This is a genomic window from Streptomyces sp. NPDC034111 (assembly GCF_055575375.1).
The window spans coordinates 180,150-196,458 of sequence record NZ_JBVIST010000010.1; the positions used below are offsets into that span (position 1 = coordinate 180,150).

At 71.4% G+C, this 16,309-nt stretch carries 11 protein-coding genes; 2 read left to right on the plus strand and 9 right to left on the minus strand.

Annotated features, from left to right (window positions below; genetic code table 11):
- Positions 1-32: 32 nt before the first annotated feature.
- The 4 genes from ACZ55A_RS23210 to ACZ55A_RS23225 form a co-directional block, all read right to left on the minus strand.
- A complete protein-coding gene (locus ACZ55A_RS23210) occupies positions 33-1,334 on the minus strand; it encodes an MFS transporter (protein ID WP_468843095.1) in 1,302 nt (433 codons plus the stop codon).
- A 101-nt stretch (positions 1,335-1,435) separates the two neighbouring features.
- Entirely contained in the window at positions 1,436-2,242 is an 807-nt protein-coding gene (locus ACZ55A_RS23215; RefSeq protein WP_468843097.1) for a DeoR/GlpR family DNA-binding transcription regulator, read from the minus strand.
- 108 nt (positions 2,243-2,350) lie between these two features.
- Positions 2,351-2,746, minus strand: coding sequence for an SHOCT domain-containing protein (locus ACZ55A_RS23220; RefSeq protein WP_468843100.1), 396 nt, complete (start codon positions 2,744-2,746; stop codon positions 2,351-2,353).
- Between the two features lie 35 nt (positions 2,747-2,781).
- Positions 2,782-5,499, minus strand: a complete 2,718-nt coding sequence (locus tag ACZ55A_RS23225; protein WP_468843103.1) for a SpoIIE family protein phosphatase — start codon at positions 5,497-5,499, stop codon at positions 2,782-2,784.
- Positions 5,500-5,954: 455 nt separating this feature from the next.
- Between ACZ55A_RS23225 and ACZ55A_RS23230 the strand changes: the two genes are divergently transcribed.
- Positions 5,955-6,293: a hypothetical protein gene (locus ACZ55A_RS23230; RefSeq protein ID WP_468843106.1), complete on the plus strand. Its 339-nt coding sequence runs from the start codon at positions 5,955-5,957 to the stop codon at positions 6,291-6,293.
- Between the two features lie 1,165 nt (positions 6,294-7,458).
- On the opposite strand, the gene ACZ55A_RS23235 is transcribed toward ACZ55A_RS23230, so the two are convergent.
- Positions 7,459-8,955, minus strand: a complete 1,497-nt coding sequence (locus ACZ55A_RS23235; RefSeq protein ID WP_468843108.1) for an APC family permease — start codon at positions 8,953-8,955, stop codon at positions 7,459-7,461.
- Between the two features lie 336 nt (positions 8,956-9,291).
- Entirely contained in the window at positions 9,292-11,376 is a 2,085-nt protein-coding gene (locus tag ACZ55A_RS23240) for a SpoIIE family protein phosphatase (RefSeq protein ID WP_468843111.1), read from the minus strand.
- A gap of 445 nt (positions 11,377-11,821) precedes the next feature.
- Between ACZ55A_RS23240 and ACZ55A_RS23245 the strand changes: the two genes are divergently transcribed.
- Positions 11,822-13,369: an AMP-binding protein gene (locus tag ACZ55A_RS23245; protein WP_468843113.1), complete on the plus strand. Its 1,548-nt coding sequence runs from the start codon at positions 11,822-11,824 to the stop codon at positions 13,367-13,369.
- Positions 13,370-13,424: 55 nt separating this feature from the next.
- Here the strand turns inward: ACZ55A_RS23245 and ACZ55A_RS23250 are convergent, their stop codons facing one another.
- From ACZ55A_RS23250 to ligD, 3 genes are all read right to left on the minus strand, one after another.
- Positions 13,425-13,658, minus strand: coding sequence for a hypothetical protein (locus tag ACZ55A_RS23250; protein WP_468843116.1), 234 nt, complete (start codon positions 13,656-13,658; stop codon positions 13,425-13,427).
- A gap of 154 nt (positions 13,659-13,812) precedes the next feature.
- Positions 13,813-15,036: a PP2C family protein-serine/threonine phosphatase gene (locus ACZ55A_RS23255; RefSeq protein WP_468843119.1), complete on the minus strand. Its 1,224-nt coding sequence runs from the start codon at positions 15,034-15,036 to the stop codon at positions 13,813-13,815.
- A gap of 222 nt (positions 15,037-15,258) precedes the next feature.
- Positions 15,259-16,272: a non-homologous end-joining DNA ligase gene (gene ligD, locus ACZ55A_RS23260; RefSeq protein WP_468843121.1), complete on the minus strand. Its 1,014-nt coding sequence runs from the start codon at positions 16,270-16,272 to the stop codon at positions 15,259-15,261.
- Positions 16,273-16,309: the final 37 nt, after the last annotated feature.

Below are 16,309 nucleotides of genomic sequence, written 5' to 3' on the forward strand. Positions count from 1 at the left end.
AGGACAGGGGCGGTCCGCGGTCCGCGGTCCGCTCAGGCTCCTTCCTCCGCCGTCTGCCCGGCCACCTGGCGTACCGGCCCGGTGGCCGGCCGCAGCCCGAGGGTCACCAGGGCGACGGCCACGGCGAGGAAGGCGGAGAGCACGGCGAAGCCGGTCACGCTGGAGCCGGTGGCGTCGGTCAGCCAGCCGACCAGATAGGGGCCGGCGAAACCGCCGAGGTTGCCGAGGGCGTTGATCAGGCCCATGGCGACGGCCACCACCTCGAAGCGCAGCAGCTCGCCGGGGATCGCCCAGAACGGTCCGTACGGTGCGTAGACCGCGGCGGCCGTCAGACACAGCAGCAGCATCCGCGGCAGCGCGCCCTCCACGGCCTGGCCCAGCAGCAGTGTGGCGACCCCGATGACGAGGGGGAGGGCCACCGCCCTGCGTCGTCTGCCGGTGCGGTCGGACCAGGCGGCGTTGGCGACCATGACGGCCAGGGCGATGGTGAACGGGATCGCGGTGAGCAGCCCGACCTCGGTGGAGGAGCCGTTGTGGGTCAGCTCCTTGATGACCGAGGGCAGCCACAGGTTGAAGCCGTAGAAACCGGTGATCCAGAAGAAGTAGACACCGATGAGAACCAGGACCGGCTTCTGCCGGGCCGCCTCCAGGTAGGAGCCGCTGCCCGCCGCCGGCTTGGCGGCCTCGTCGGCGGCGAGGGCGCGCTCCAGGTGGCCGGCCTCGTCGGCGGAGATCCACCGGGCCTGTGCGGGGCGGTCGGCGACGGTGAACCACCAGACCACCGCCCACAACAGGGGCGGCAGTCCCTGGAGTACGAGTACCCAGCGCCAGCTCGTGTGGTCGAGCATCCAGCCGGACAGTGGCGCCATCAGTACGGAGGAGAGGGGCAGACAGGCCATCCACAGGGCGTTGGCGCGGGCGCGCTCGCGCAGCGGGAACCAGGAGGCGAGCAGGATGAGGACGGCGGGCCAGACGCCGCCCTCGAAGACGCCCAGCACGAAACGGGCCACGTAGAACTGCGACTTGGTCTGTACGAGGCCGGACAGCGACGCGGCAAGCCCCCACGCGAGCATGAGGACGAGGACGGTCTTCCGGGCGCTCCAGCGCTGGGCGAGGATCGCCGCCGGGATCTGAAGGAAGACATAGCCGACGAAGAAGACGCCGCCGACCAGCCCCTTGTCCGCGTTGGAGAGCTCCAGGTCGCCGTGCATGAAGGGGAGGATGACGGAGACGTTGTTCCGGTCGAGGTACGCCAGCATGTACATGATGGCGGCGACGGGGATGACATACGCCCAGCGCTTGGCGGGGGCGGTGGGTGGGGCCTGGTCGGTCATCGGGCGGCTGCCGTTCCGTAGACGGTGCGGATCCGGTCGGCGTAGTGACCGAATCACGCATTACTCCATGCGTGATTCGCGCAACTCGCGCTTCAGACTGGCTACTTGCCCGACGGACTGTCAAGAGGTGTACGGGGGCCGCCCCCCACGGCGCGCACCGACCAGCCCGCTTCCGTGAACGCCCCCAACTGCCGCTCCCCGCCCCCGGAGATCAGCCCGGTACCGGCGGGCATCGCCGCCCAGTAGGGAAAGCCCCCTGCCCCACCGAGCTTGGAGTGGTCGGCGAGGACCCAGGCGGCCCGGGCGCAGCCGGCCATCGTCTCCTTCAGGGCGGCCTGTTCGAGGTCGGGACAGTTGATGCCGCGGCGGGGGTCGAGAGCGTCGGCGCCGAGGAAGGCGAGGTCCGGGGTGAGCCGCTGGAGCGCCTGTTCCGTACGGGTGCCCAGCAGCGATTCGTTGGGGCGCCGCAGCCGGCCGCCCAGCACCACGACCTCGACCTGCGCGTCGGCCAACTCCACCAGGGAGGACAGCCCGTTGGTGACCACGGTGATGTCGGTACGGTCGCGCAGCTCGTGCGCCAGCCGGGCGACGGTGGTACCCGCGTCGAGGAGCACCACGTCGCCGGTGCGGACCAGGGCGGCCGCGGCGCGGGCGAGGGCGTCCTTCTCGGCGCGCTGCTCACGCTCCTTGTCGTGCCAGGAGCGCTCCACGGCGCGGTGGTCGACCGCACCGCCGTAGGTACGGGTGATCCGGCCGAGCGCGGCCAGCGTCGCCAGATCGCGGCGGACGGTGGACAGGGAGACATCGAACTCCGCCGCCAGGTCGTGCACGCTGATGTCGCCCGCGCCGAGCAGTTCCACCATCCGCTCGCGACGGCGCCGGGTGGCCGAGCGCTCCCCACTGGTCACGTCACTGTCCGCCTCACTGTCCGGCCGTCAAGTTGCGTGTTTCGTGCAACTTGAGGCTAACAGTCGAGCGGTGAGCCGCGAAGGGTGTGGCGGCCGGGGGTCCGGGGTTCAGGCGAGCACCTTGGCCTTGGCCTTCTGGAACTCTTCCTCCGTGATGTCGCCGTGCGCCTTCAGATCGGCGAGCTTCGCCAGCGACTCCGCGTGCTGAGCGGTCCGGTCCCCGGTCGCAACGGTCTCCCGTAGATAGGCCTGCAACTGCTTCTGCTGCTGCTCGGCATGGGCGACCTCACGTTCGGTCATGCTGTGCCCGCGCGCGAGCACGTAGATGAAGACACCGAGGAAGGGCAGCAGAATCACCAGGACGAGCCATCCCGTCTTGGCCCAGTTGTTGAGGTCCCGGCTGCGGAAGATGTCCCCGATGATCCTGACCAGCAGGAACAGCCACATGACCCACAGGAAGATCAGGCACATCGTCCAGAATGCGTTGAGCAGCGGATAGTCCATCACGGCCTCCTTCTGATCCGAGCCGTGCCTACCTCTCAAGCATCGCCGCCGTCTGGTTCCGCCGCGACCAGGTCATCGGTGGCCAGCGCCTGCTCCGTCCAGATGACCTTGCCGCTCGCCGTGTAGCGGGTCCCCCAGCGCTCGGCGAGCTGGGCGACCAGGAAGAGACCTCGGCCGCCCTCGTCCGTGGTGGCGGCCTGCCGCAGATGCGGCGAGGTGCTGCTGCGGTCGGAGACCTCGCAGATCAGCGAGGTGTCGCGGATCAGCCGTACCTGGATGGGGCCGGAGGCGTAGCGGATGGAGTTGGTCACCAGCTCGCTGAGGATCAGCTCGGCGGTGAACGCCTCGTCCGCCAGCCCCCACTCGATCAGCTTGTGGACCGCCGCGGCCCGTATCTGGGCCACCGCCGAGGGGTCGGGCGGCACGTCCCAGTCGGCGACGTGCGAGGCGTCCAGCACCCGGGTACGGGCGACCAGCAGGGCGATGTCGTCGGTGGGCCGCTCCGGCAGCAGGGCGCTGAGCGCGGCCTCGCAGGTCTCTTCCGGTGTGCGGTGCGGCCGGCCGGTGAGGGTACGGCTCAGCAGCGCCATCCCCTCGTCGAGGTCCCGGTCACGGTCCTCGACGAGTCCGTCGGTGAACAGGACCAGCCGGCTGCCTTCGGGCAGCTGCCGGTGCCAGGTCTCGAAGGGCAGGCCGCCGAGTCCCAGCGGCGGGCCGCCCGGAACCTCGGCCGTCTCGGCGGTGCCGTCCGGCCGCAGGACCATCGGCTGGACGTGTCCGGCGCGCGCCATCGTGCAGGTCCCGGCCGCCGGGTCGTAGATGGCGTAGAGGCAGGTCGCGCCGGTCACCGAACCCGCGGCTCCCTCGGCGCCCTCGTCCTGGTCGATCCGGGTGACGAGCTCGTCGAGGTGCCAGAGGATTTCGTCGGGCGGCAGGTCGAGGTTGGCGAAGTTGTGGACCGCGGTGCGCAGCCGGCCCATGGTGGCGGCGGCGTGCAGTCCGTGTCCGACGACGTCCCCGACGACCAGCGCCACCCGGGCACCGGGCAGCGGGATGATGTCGAACCAGTCCCCGCCGACGCCGCCGAGTCCGCGGCGCCCCGCCTGTGCGGGCAGATAGCGGTAGGCCGCCTCCACGGCGTTCTGCTCCGGCAGGGCGCGCGGCAGCAGGCTGCGCTGGAGGGTGACCGCCATGGTGTGTTCGCGGGTGTAGCGGCGGGCGTTGTCGATGCTCACCGCGGCGCGGGCCACCAGCTCCTCGGCGAGGGAGAGATCCTCCTCCTCGAACGGCTCCGGTTCCTGCGAGCGCCAGAAGATGACCACGCCCAGAATGGCGCCGCGGGCGCGCAGCGGAACGGCGATCCGTGAGTGGATACCGTGGGCGACGATCTTCTTGGCCCGCTGCGGACTCTGGAGGTGCCAGCCGCCGAACGCGGCCAGATCCGTCTCCAGGACGGGTTCGCCGCTGACGAGCGCGGCGCCGAGCGAGGTGGCCGGATCGAAGCGGATCAGCTCGCCGACCGGATACAGGCCGCTGTCCGCGGGGACACCGCTGGCCGCGGTGCGCCGCATCTCGGTGCCCGCACCGGTGGGGGGCGTCGGCTCCTCACCCGTCAGCACGTCCTGCGCCAGGTCGACGGTGACCATGTCGGCGAACCGGGCCGCGGCGAACTCCGTCAGCTCCTCGCAGGTGCGCACGACGTCGAGGGTGGTGCCGATCTCCGTACCGGCGTCGTAGAGCAGCTTGAGGCGCCCGCGTGCCACGTCGGCCCGGCCGGTGAGCGCCCGCAGCTCGGTGGTGTCACGGAGCGTCGTCACGCTGCCGGGCGGCCCGCCGGCCTGGTCCGTCGAGCGCTGGTTGACGGCCAGCAGCCGTTCACCGACCGGGTGGACCTCGTCGGTGACGGCGCGGCCGGAGGCCAGCAGATGGGCGGTGGAGGGGTCGAGCCCGAGATCGGCGACCTGGCGCCCCTCGACATCGGTCGGCAGATCGAGCAGCCGCCGCGCCTCGTCGTTGGCGAGCAGCACCCGGCCGTCACCGCCCACGATGATCACGCCTTCGCGTACGGCGTGCAGCACCGCGTCGTGGTGCTCGTACATCCGGGTCATCTCGGCGGGGCCGAGGCCATGGGTCTGGCGGCGCAGCCGCCGGCTGACCAGTGCCGTGCCGCCGGTGGTGAGGGCGAGGACACCGGCCGCGGCGCCGAAGAGCAGGGGGAACTGGTCGTCGACGACCCCGCTCACCTTCTTGATGGTGATCCCGGCCGAGACCAGGCCGATGACCTTGCCGTTGTCGCCGAAGACCGGCACCACCGCCTGGACCAGCGGCCCGATCGTCCCGACGATCCGCTCGGTGACCACACCGCCGGCCAGCGCCGGCTGCAACGTGCCGACGAACTTCTTCCCGATCCGGTTGGTGATCGGGTGGGTGTAGCGGATGCCCTCGGTGTTCATCACGACGATGAAGTCGACCCCGGAGAGCTTCCGGGCAGCCTCGGCCTTCGGTTGCAGGACGGCGGTCGGGTCAGGGCTCTGGAGCGCCGCCTGCATGCCCGGCGCGTTCGCGACCGACTGGGCGACGGCGACCGATCGGTTGCGGGCCTCGCGCTCGGAGTCGGACCGGGATTGCAGCACGAGCGCCGCCATGGCGGCGGCGACCAGCAACACCACGATCGCCACCTGCAGGAGAAAGACCTGACCTGCGACAGTTCGCATCCTGAGAACCGAACGCGGGCGGCCGTAGCGTCCGGCCATGTCCTCTTTCTACACCTCCCGCATACGGTGGGCGAGCCGCGCACTGCGGAGCGCAGCAACCAGGGCCCGCACGGGACCGGGCGGCCTCACGGGCTGTTTTGAGGATCGTCCCGTGATCCGAGGCCTGGCGCCAGAGGGCGGAGAGACCCCCGGGTAGGTTTTACTGCTACACATATGCGAACGTCCTCGACCAACGGGACATAAGCCTGGTCAAGTGGGTCACCTCGTCGGAATACGTCGCTCAGTTTCTGGACTGCGCATGTAACTCTCCCCACAGGTTTGAACTCCGATCGGCCGCGGGTATGCCGGTCGAGCGATCTGTGCCCCGGCGCAACATGCCTGGTCAGCCCGGCCCAGCCCGGGCCGGGAGCCGTCGCCGGGGCCGCTTCGGGGCCGGCCTCTCCGTCATGTCTCCGTCATGTACGTCGGCGAAGCGGTATGAGACGTTCGTGGGCATGCATGTTCCAGAGGAGATCCGTGCCGAGGCGGCCGCCCTCATCGACCACCACGCGCTCGGACTGTGGAAGCCCAACGCCGGCGACCGACGAGTCGCCGTGGCGTTGTTCCGCTTCCTCGAAACCGGTCTGCCCCTCACGGGCGAGCAGATCCGGTCCGTCCTGGCACACGCAGAACCGGCGGACGGCACCAGCGAGCGGCTGCTCAACCTGCTCCGGATGACCGCAGGCCTTCTCGACGACGCCCCGACGGCCGAAGGCCCCGTCGGCCGCGACGCCGTCGACCACGTATGCCTGCTGCTGGACGCCCTGGCACTCTCCCGCCCTGCCGACCTCTGACGGCCGTCCGGCGTACTCCCGCGCCGCCGGCTGCTGACCGGCCTGGCGGCTCCCACCCTTCGGAGCTCTGACCAGCCGGCGCGCTCCCGCCCTTCCAGGCTCCGACCGGCCGGCGCGCTCCCGCCCCGTCGGCCGGTGACCGGCCTGGCGCGCTCCCGGCCCGCCGGCCGGTGACCAGCCCGGCGCGCTCCTGGCACGGCCCGCTCGGCTGCACGTCTCCGGGGCCTGCCACGGGCCTGAGGCTTCCCCTTGGCGGCGAGTTGCTGGCCCCGGCCCCCGGCCCTGTAAGCCGCCCGCTCTGCGCCACGCCTCTCCGCCTCTCTGCGCCCCCTGCCCGCGTCACTGCGCCGCCCCGCACCCCGGCCCCTCCCCGCGTCGCTACGCCGCCCCGCACCCCGGCCCCTCCCCGCGTCACTGCGCCACCCCGCACCCCGGCCCCTCCCCGCGTCACTGCGCCACCCCGCACCCCGGCCCCTCCCCGCGTCACTGCGCCACCCCGCACCCCGGCCCCTCTCCGCGTCACTGCGCCACCCCGCACCCCGGCCCCTCTCCGCGTCACTGCGCCACCCCGCAACTCCGCCCCCTCCCCCACCCCGCTAGGGGTGGGCACCCGCGTCACTACACCCGCCCACCCCCCGAAGGGGGGTGGGCGGCGGGGAAAAAACAAGAGGTGCGGGTGGGCTGCGGGGAAAACAGGGGACGCGGGCAAGCAGCGGGGAACAAGAAGGAGCCACCCGGACTACAAGGACGGGGACTCCCGGACGCCGGACAGCCCACCCACCACACCAGAAGGCCCACCAACCCCGAAGCCCGCCCGGGCAGTTGCTCCGGGCGGGCTTCGGGGTTGGGCTCGGCCGCCAGAGTGCGCTGAGCGCGGCCGTATGGAGTGGGCAGACGGCCTGCATCGGCACAGACCTCGCGTCGGCCCAGGCGACCTCAAACGGCCTCGGGCGACCTCACATACCCTCGGGCGACCTCAGACGGCCTCGGGCGACCTCAGACGGCCTCGGGCGGCCTGAGTTCGGCCACGGGCGACCTCGCCTCGCCCCAGGGCACCCCTGACCGCTCGAGGACGCCGTCAGATGAGCTCAGGCGCCCTGAACGACCACTGGACGACCAACACACGAGCTCCAGCGGCCTCCGACCGGCCTACGACGCCCTGCGCCTACGCCGATGCCGATGCCGATGCCGTGGCCGTAGAGGTGGCCGAGGCCTCAGCAGCGGTCGCAGGATCCTCGACGGGGGCCTGGCCGTCCTCGGGGACCGAGATCACCCAGTGGGTCTCCTGGCGCGGGCGCAGGTAGAACGCCCAGTACAGGGCTGCGGCGATGACGATGGCACCGGTGATGACCAGGCTCTTGGCGCTCTGCTGGTAGAGCACCCAGCCCAGCACGACGATCAGCAGCGCGGGGATCGCCGGCCACAGCGGCATCCGCCAGGCCATCCGGTGCTTGTGCTCGCCGCGGCGGGAGACCAGGGCGCCCAGGGCGACGAAGACGTACATCGCGGCGACGGCGACGCCGGTGACCTCGCTGAGGGTGTCGAGGTTGACGAAGCAGAGCGCCGCTCCGGGGACACCGACCGCGAGAGTGGCCGCCCACGGGGAGCCGAAGCGCCGTCCGACGTGTGAGAAGACGCGGTTGACGGCGGTCGGCCAGGCCGCGTCGCGCGCGGAGGAGAAGACCACCCGGGAGTTCTGGATCACCATCACGATCGCCGCGTTGATGATCGCCAGGGCGATGCAGAGGCTGACGAACGTACCGACGCCGGAGTTGCTCCACTCCTGGACCATGCCGGCGACGTCGCCGGCACCGAGGGTCTTCAGGTCGGGCGCGCCGAGGGTGATCGCGACCACCGGGATCAGTACGACGGCCGCGCCGATGGCGAGGGTCCACAGCACGGTGCGGGAGACGTTGCGGCGGGGGTTCTCCATCTCCTCGGCGAGGTACACGGCGGTGGAGAAGCCCTGGAGGATGAAGAGCGCGGTGGCCAGTCCGGTCACGATCAGACCGGCGGTGACCGCCGTGGTGTGTCCGTGCCCGGCGTCGATGACGGGGTGGACCAGCACGGACGCGGAGCGGTTGGTGTGGGTGAAGCCGAGGAAGGCGACGACCGCGCAGGCCACGACCTCGAGTACGAGGAAGATGCCGGTGATCCAGGCGTTGGCGCGCAGGTCGAGCAGGCCCATGGCGGTGGCCAGCAGCATCACGGCGGCGGCGGTGTACTGCGGATCCAGGTGCATGATCGGCGCCAGATAGTCGGCGGTACCCAGGGCGATGATGGGCGGCACGATCATGACGACGATCAGCGAGAGTATGAAGACCAGCCATCCGGCGAGGCGGCCCATGAGGGTGCCGACCATGGCGTACTCGCCGCCGGAGCTGGGGATCAGCGTGCCGAGTTCGGAGTAGGTGAAGGCCACCCCGATACACAGCAGGGCCGCGATGGCGATGGTGAGCGCGGCGCCCGTGCCCAGTCCGGCGAACGAGTCCGGCACGATCACGAAGAGCGAGGACGCCGGGGTCAGGCAGGAGAGCGTGAGCAGGGTTCCGCCGACCACACCGATCGACCGGGTGAGTTGGGGGGCCTTGGCGGCGTCCCCTTCCGCTGCGCTACGGGTGTCCCGCTCGGGAGCTGCGGCGGCAACAGGCGTGTCGGGCATATCGGTTATCCGTGTCCCATCGATGCTGGCGGCAAGAGGGGCGCGTTCGGGGAAGTGCGCCGTAAAGCGGTACGGACCCGGCTGAACCGCAGGCGCCGCTTTGGTGACCGAATAAAACCCCCGCCATCGACTCGCGTCAAGGTCTTGCCAATACCGTGAGACAACGAAATCCGTAGCCGATCGAGCCATCAGGGGCGCTTATCCACGATGCGGGCGTTCATCAGGAGCGGATTCCGCGGTATGGGGGCACGGGGTGGGGGCTCCCCCGGGCGGCGCCGAGTGCACCGCCGAATCCGTTGAGGTGGGGTGCGGTACGGGCGAAACTCGCGGCCTCGGTCATTCCTCGCAGGCGTGCACGTGGGCGATGAGCAGGGCGACATCGTCATGGCCGTGTTCATCGCGCAGCGCGCCCAGGAGCCGGTCGCACAGTCCCTCCAGGTCCTGCTCGGGCTCGGCGAGGAGGGAGAGCAGGGTGTCCAGGCGGGTGTCGATGGCCTGTTCACGGGTCTCGATCAGCCCGTCGGTGTAGAGCACCAGCCGGTCGCCCTCGCGGAGCGGAACGGTGGTCTGTTCGAAGGGGACACCGCCGACGCCGAGCGGGGCGCCGGTGGGCAGATCGAGCAGTTCGGGCGGCCGGCCCGGACGGACGAGGACCGGCGGCAGATGCCCGGCGACCGCGATCCGGCACAGGCTGCGGTGTGGGTCGTAGACGGCGTACAGGCAGGTCGCGAAGGCGGGGTCGAGGCCGACCGCGATGTGGTCGAGATGGCGCAGCACCTCGGCGGGGTCGAGGTCGAGGTCGGCCAGTGCGCGGGTGGTGGTGCGCAGCTGGCCCATGGTGGCGGCGGCGTTGATGCCGCTGCCCATGACGTCGCCGACCACGAGGGCGGTCTTGTCGCCGGACACGGGGATGGCGTCGAACCAGTCGCCGCCGACCTCGCTGGCTGCCTGGGCGGGCTGGTAGCGGTAGGCGATCTGCATGGCCTTGGGCTGCGGCGGCCGGTGGTTCATCAGATGGCGCTGGAGGGTGAGCGCGGTGCGGCGTTCGCTCTGGTACGAGCGGGCGTTGTCGATGCAGACCGCGGCCCGGGCGGCCAGTTCGACGGCGAGCACCGCATCGTCCTCGTCGAACGGGACGGGGTTGCGTACGCGGTAGAGCGAGAGCGCGCCGAGCACCTCGCCGCGGGCGATCAGCGGTACCGCCAGATAGGAGTGGAGGCCGGCCTTCCCCAGGAGGGCGGCGCCCTGCGGATCCGCGGCGATGTGTGGCAGGTCCGCGTCGCTCACGTGGGCGACGCGGACCGGGCGGGCCTCGGTGACACAGCGGGTGATCAGCCGGTCGGCCTCGTAGGAGGCGATCTGGCCGGTGGGGTCGGCCGCGCGTATGGCCTCGGTGGTGTACGCGGTGGACACCGCGAGGGCACGGAAGCGGGCCGGGCCGCCGCGGGAGAGCGAGCCCGGGCGCCGGCCGTTCAGCACGGCGTCGAGGACGTCGACGGCGGCCATGTCGGCGAGTTCGGGCACGATGACATCGGCCAGTTCGTGGGCGGTCTGGTCGACGTCGAGGGTGGTGCCGACGGTTGCGGAGGCGTCCGCGATGAGGGCCAGCCGGCGGCGGGCGCGGGCCGCTTCGGTGGCCGCCCGGTGCTGCTCGGTGACGTCCACGACGGAGGTGGCCAGGCCCAGCACCCGGCCGTGGGCGTCCTCCAGCCGGTAGTACGACACCGACCAGGCCTGTTCGGCGTGCGGGTCGGTGGCGGTGTGGCCGACGGTGTACTGGCCGAGCAGTGGACGGCCCGTCTCCAGGACCTCGCGCATCCGGGCGACGACGACGTCGGTGTCGAGAAAGGACAGCGCCTCGTGGACGTGCCGGCCGATGTGCTGGTCGGCGGGCAGGTCGTTGATCCGCTCCAGCGCCGGGTTGACCATGACGAAGCGCAGGGAGGTGTCGAGGACGGCCAGTCCGATCGGCGACTGGGCCACCAGCCGTACGGACAGCGCCAGATCGCGTTCGACCCGTCGCAGCACGGTCTGGTCGGTGGCGATGCCCAGTGCGTAGGACTCCCCGCGCTCGTCCGTCAGGCGCATATTGCGGAATTCGACGAGTCGGGTGCTGCCGTCCTTGTGCTGGACCGGGAAGACCCCTGCCCAGCCCTCGCCGCCGGACATGACCTGGGAGAAGAGCTGGAGTACCAGCTCGACGTGCTCCGGTGCGACCAGCAGCTGGGCGGCGGACCGGCCCAGCGCCTCGTCCGCGCTCCAGCCGAACAGCTCCTCGGCCTGGGGGCTCCACAGGATGATCCGCCCGTCCGCGTCCAGCATCACGGCGGCCACGCCCAGTACGTCGAGCAGGCCGCCGGGCTTCCCCGGTGCGGCCCCGACCTGGGCGGCACCCTCGGGGAACGCGTCGGTGGCACCCATCCAGGCACTCCTTCCGCCGGTCACCGCTGACCGACAGCCGTGGCGCTCTCCGTACATCGGCCGATTCTCGCCGTGCTGGCGATGCCCTCCATCATCTCTCGACACGGGACGGCCCCGCAGGGAGAGCGAGATCCGCAGGGCATGGGCGTTCCGTGCGCGAGGGAGCATTATCCGCCGCCGCGCCCAGGTCGGCGACCTGGTCGCCGATATTCGGGGCGATGATTCCGGCCTGGGTTCGGGGCCGGGGGGACGGGCGGAGGCCGTACGCGGCAAGGGCTGTGGCCGGGGCGGCCGGTGCGCAACACCCGCGGTGCGCGCCTGGACTTGGGGATGTCGATCTCCAGCGGCTACCCTGACATTTCGTTGCCTCTAGCAACTAAATACTGGTATCGCACCCCGGCGACAGTGACCGCGCTCCGCCGGTGTCAGGAGGAAGCCCGACATCATGTCCCTCACCGACCGGACATTCCGCACCTACGTGGAGGAGAACCTCGATGCACTTAGCGCAGACCCGACCCGTGAAGCACTGGTCCATCAGGGACGCCGGGTAACGGCAGGCGAGTTCCGCGCACTGGTCCACCGCATGGCCCGGGCGCTGCGCTCCCGGGGCATCGGCCGGGCCGCCACCGTCACCCTGCTCAGCGGCAACCTTCCGGAGACCCTGGCCGCCCGCTACGCGGCCAACCTGATCGGCGCCCGGGTCAACCACCTCTACAACAAACTGTCCGCCGAGTCCCAGGCCCATATCGTCCGCGATGTGGAGACCCGTGCGCTGATCGTCGACCCTCGCTATGCCGAACGGGCCGCCGAAATCACCGAGTTGGCGCCGGTGCCGGACGTCCTCGTCCTCGGCCCTGCGAAGGCCGGCGCGGATCTGCTGGAGCTGGCGGCCGGCCAGTCCGACGCGCCGTTCGCGGGACTGGCCGAACCCGGCGATGTCTGCACCATCCGCCACACCGGGGGCACCACCGGCCACCCCAAGGGCATCTGCAGCACCTTCGAGCAGGCGCGCTGGTTCCGCGGAGTGCTGCCGGAGCAGCCGGAGTTGGAGCGGCGGCAGCTGGTCTGCACGACCCTGGCGCACGCCGCGGGCCTGATGGCCGACAACACGCTGCACTCGGGCGGCACGGTCGTACTGCTCGACGACTTCGATCCCCGGACCGTGCTCGCCACCCTCGCCCGCGAGCGGATCACCGACATGTTCCTGCTGCCGCCGCTGCTCTACCAGTTGATGGACCATCCGGACGCTCCGCACACCGACACCTCCAGCCTGCGGACGCTGACGTACGGCGGCTGCCAGGCCTCACCGGCCCGGATAGCCGATGCGGTGCGGAGGTTCGGTCCGGTGCTGCTTCAGGGGTACGGGCAGAACGAAGCCGGCGCCATCAGCGTGCTCCGCCAGGAGGACCACGATCCGGACCGCCCCGACCGGCTGCGCTCCGCGGGGAAGGTGCTGTCCGACGTCGAGGTGGCGATCCGCGACACCGCGGGCCGCGATCTGCCGCCCGGCGAGCACGGCGAGGTCTGCGTCCGCTCCGGCACGGTCATGAAGGGTTACTGGAAGCAGCCCGAGCTGACCGCCGAGGTACTGCGGGACGGCTGGCTGCACACGGGCGACATCGGATTCCTCGACGACGAGGGCTACTTGACCATCGTCGACCGGATCAAGGACATGATCGTCGTGGTCGGCGGCCATGTGTACACCACCGAGCTGGAGGACCTGCTGAACTCGCACCCGCAGGTACGGCAGAGCGCGGTGTTCGGCGTCCGTGACGCGGACCGTATGGAGCGGGTGTACGCGGCGGTCGTCCGGGCGCCCGGCAGCACCGTCGACGGCCCGCAGCTGCGCGAGATGGTACGCACGGAGCGCGGCGCGATGTACGAACCGGCCCGGATCACCTTCGTCGAGGAGCTGCCGCTGACCGATGCCGGGAAGCCGGACAAGAAGGAGCTGCGCCGGCAGGCCGAGCAGGAGGCCGGCGCCGCCGGGTGACAGCGACGGGCCGCCGCAGCTGGGCGCTGCGGCGGCCCGACTGTGCTTCACCCAATTAGAACCAGCCGAAGAGGCCGAAGGGGAAGAAGCCGAAGCCACGGCCGTAGCCGAAGCCGTCGTAGCCGTTGTGGTGGTGGTGGCAGCCGTGGTGGTTGCGCCCGTGGTGGTCGTAGCCCTGCTGCTGCACAACCGGCTTCTCGGGGGCGGCCGAAGCCACGCCGGCGAGCGGAACGACGGCGGCAGCGGCGAGAGCCGCAGCGGCAACGGAACGGCCTATGATCTTGCGCATTGCGTTTCTCCTGTTTGGCAGGAAATCGGACATTGCGATGAGTACCGCGCAGGACCTCAAACCGTGCAGACACGGCGAACAGCCACTCAAACAGCCCCAAGAATTGCTCCAATAGCGGTAATGGAAAGGCAAAGCGTGCGGGTGACGGGCAAGGTCAGAGCCGGATGACGACCAGCGCCGTGTCATCGGTGGCTCCGCCGGGCGGCAGCAGCTCGGCCAGCAACGCATCGGCAAGCGCCTCGGCCCCGGCGCCCCGGTGCCGGGTCAGGCAGTCGGCCAGCCGCGCCAGACCGACATCGATGTCCTCGCCCCGGCGCTCGATCAGCCCGTCCGTGTACAGCACCAGCACCGCACCGTCGCTGAAGGGGACCTGCTCCTCGGGGCGGGCCGCATGCTCGGGCCGCGCCCCCAACGGCGGGTCGGTCGCCGCGTCCAGCAGCTCCACCGTGCCGTCCGTGTGCAGCAGCGCCGGCGGTGGATGCCCGGCGCTGCTGTAGACGAGGGTGTGGGTGGCCCAGTCGATGACGGCCTGCACGGCCGTGGTCGATTCGGCGCCGTCCACGGACCGCGCGTAGATGCCGAGCACTTCCAGCGCCCGGGCGGGGCCCCCGGCGACCATGGTGGCGGCCCTCAGGGCGCTGCGGAGCTGGCCCATGACGCAGGCGGCCGCCAGCCCGTGGCCGACGACGTCGCCGACGGCCACCGCCATCCGGTCACCGGGCAGTTCGGCCAGGTCGTACCAGTCACCGCAGACGTTGAGGGCAGTGATCGCCGGCTGGTAGCGCACCGCCGCCCGGTGGTGCCCCACGGGGCGGGGCCTGGGCAGCATTGCTTCCTGAAGGGCCAGCACCACCTCCCGCTCCCGGGCCCGGGCGGCCCGCAGCCGGTCGTTGACCTCCTGGAGCTCCTGGGCCCGGTTGTAGAGCTCGGCGGCCATCCGCTCCCGGTCGCCGTGCGGCCTGGTGCCGGCCCGGACGATCTCGGTGACCTCCTCGATCCGGTGCACGATCAGCTGCACCCGGCCCTCGGCGTCGAGGACGGGTGTGTTGACCGGGCTCCAGTAGCGCTCCTCGAACACCCCGGGACGGCCGGGGGCCTCGACGTCGTAACGTTGCAGCGCCATCGTGTCGCGCTCGCCGGTGGACAGCACGCGCTCCAGGGAGGCCAGCAGGTTGCGCATGCCCGACGCATCGGGGTCGGCGGGGTTCTCGGGGAAGACATCGAAGAGGTAGCGGCCGACCACCTCGTGGTGTTCGCGCCCGGTCCGGTGCAGCAGCGCCTCGTTGGCGTCGAGGATGACGAACCGCGGGCTGAGCAGCAGCACGCCGCCCGGCAACGCCTGGAAGACCGCCTCGTAGTCGATCGCCGGTCCACTCATGTGCGGCCCGCATCCCACGGCGGGCCCGGCCTCACCCCGGTGCCCGCTCCGCTGTCCTTCGCCACGTGCGGAATGATCCCGTCCGCTCGGCGGGCGCGCATGCCGGGACGGCCGCCCCGCGGCGCCGCGGGCGCACGAACGGGGAGGCAGGCCCGGCCGTGACGCGGCCGCGGCGGTTACGGCCGTTCGGGTCGGCGGGCCCGGAGACGCCGCCGGACGGACTCAGCGCTTACGGGCCCGGCTCGGCTGGACCCGGGCCGGCTCGCCGGGCATCTTCGGATGGTCCGGCGGGTAGGGCATATCGGCCAGCCCCTCGTCCGCCGCGTACCGGTCGGCGAGTTCCAGCACGGACTCCAGACCGAAGGCGTGGTCCGCCATGTCGGCGTGCACATCGCCGAGTTCGGCGAAGCGCGGCGGCACGGTCCGCAGATCGAAGTCCTCGGGCTCGGTGTCCGACAGCTCCTCCCAGCGCAGCGGGGTGGAGACGGTCGCCCGGGGCCGGGCGCGCAGCGAGTAGGCAGAGGCGATCGTCCGGTCCCTGGCCATCTGGTTGTAGTCGACGAAGACCTTCGCGCCCCGCTCCTCCTTCCACCACGCCGAGGTCACCAGGTCCGGCATCCGGCGCTCCATCGCCCGGGCCAGCGTGATCGCGGCCCGTCTGACCTCGGTGAACGTCCAGCGCGGCAGGATCGGTACATAGACGTGCACCCCGCGGCCACCGGAGGTCTTGGGCCAGCCGCGCAGCCCGTGTTCGGTGAGCAGGGCGCGCAGTTCGTGGGCCACCCGTACGGCGTCGGCGAAGTCCGTACCGGGCTGTGGGTCGAGGTCGATCCGCAGCTCGTCGGGGTGCTCGGTGTCCTCGCGGCGTACGGGCCACGGGTGGAAGGTCAGACACCCCAGGTTGGCCGCCCAGACCACGGCGGCCGGCTCGGTGGGGCACATCTCGTCGGCGAACCGGCCGCTGGGGAAGGCGATACGGGCGGTGGGCAGCCAGTCCGGCAGGCCCTTGGGCGCCCGCTTCTGGTAGAAGAACTCGCCCTCGACGCCGTCGGGGAAGCGCTGCATGGTGGTGGGCCGGTCGCGCAGGCCCCGCAGCGCCCCGTCCACGACGGCGAGGTAGTACTGCACGACGTCCAGCTTGGTGAAGCCGCGCTCCGGGTAGTACGTCTTGCCGGGGTTCGACACGCGCACCGTGCGCCCCGCGACGTCCAGTTCGACAGCTCCGCCTCCGGCCATGACTCCACGCTAGGTTCCGGCAGCCGGTGGCGCGCGC

What these genes read in the sequence shown, in the direction of transcription:
- ACZ55A_RS23210 (WP_468843095.1), bottom strand. Translation starts at nt 1,334, where the DNA reads ATGACCGACCAGGCCCCACCCACCGCCCCCGCCAAGCGCTGGGCGTAT.
- ACZ55A_RS23220 (WP_468843100.1), bottom strand. Translation starts at nt 2,746, where the DNA reads ATGGACTATCCGCTGCTCAACGCATTCTGGACGATGTGCCTGATCTTC.
- ACZ55A_RS23225 (WP_468843103.1), bottom strand. Translation starts at nt 5,499, where the DNA reads ATGGCCGGACGCTACGGCCGCCCGCGTTCGGTTCTCAGGATGCGAACT.
- ACZ55A_RS23230 (WP_468843106.1), top strand. Translation starts at nt 5,955, where the DNA reads ATGCATGTTCCAGAGGAGATCCGTGCCGAGGCGGCCGCCCTCATCGAC.
- ACZ55A_RS23235 (WP_468843108.1), bottom strand. Translation starts at nt 8,955, where the DNA reads ATGCCCGACACGCCTGTTGCCGCCGCAGCTCCCGAGCGGGACACCCGT.
- ACZ55A_RS23240 (WP_468843111.1), bottom strand. Translation starts at nt 11,376, where the DNA reads ATGGGTGCCACCGACGCGTTCCCCGAGGGTGCCGCCCAGGTCGGGGCC.
- ACZ55A_RS23245 (WP_468843113.1), top strand. Translation starts at nt 11,822, where the DNA reads ATGTCCCTCACCGACCGGACATTCCGCACCTACGTGGAGGAGAACCTC.
- ACZ55A_RS23250 (WP_468843116.1), bottom strand. Translation starts at nt 13,658, where the DNA reads ATGCGCAAGATCATAGGCCGTTCCGTTGCCGCTGCGGCTCTCGCCGCT.
- ACZ55A_RS23255 (WP_468843119.1), bottom strand. Translation starts at nt 15,036, where the DNA reads ATGAGTGGACCGGCGATCGACTACGAGGCGGTCTTCCAGGCGTTGCCG.
- ligD (WP_468843121.1), bottom strand. Translation starts at nt 16,272, where the DNA reads ATGGCCGGAGGCGGAGCTGTCGAACTGGACGTCGCGGGGCGCACGGTG.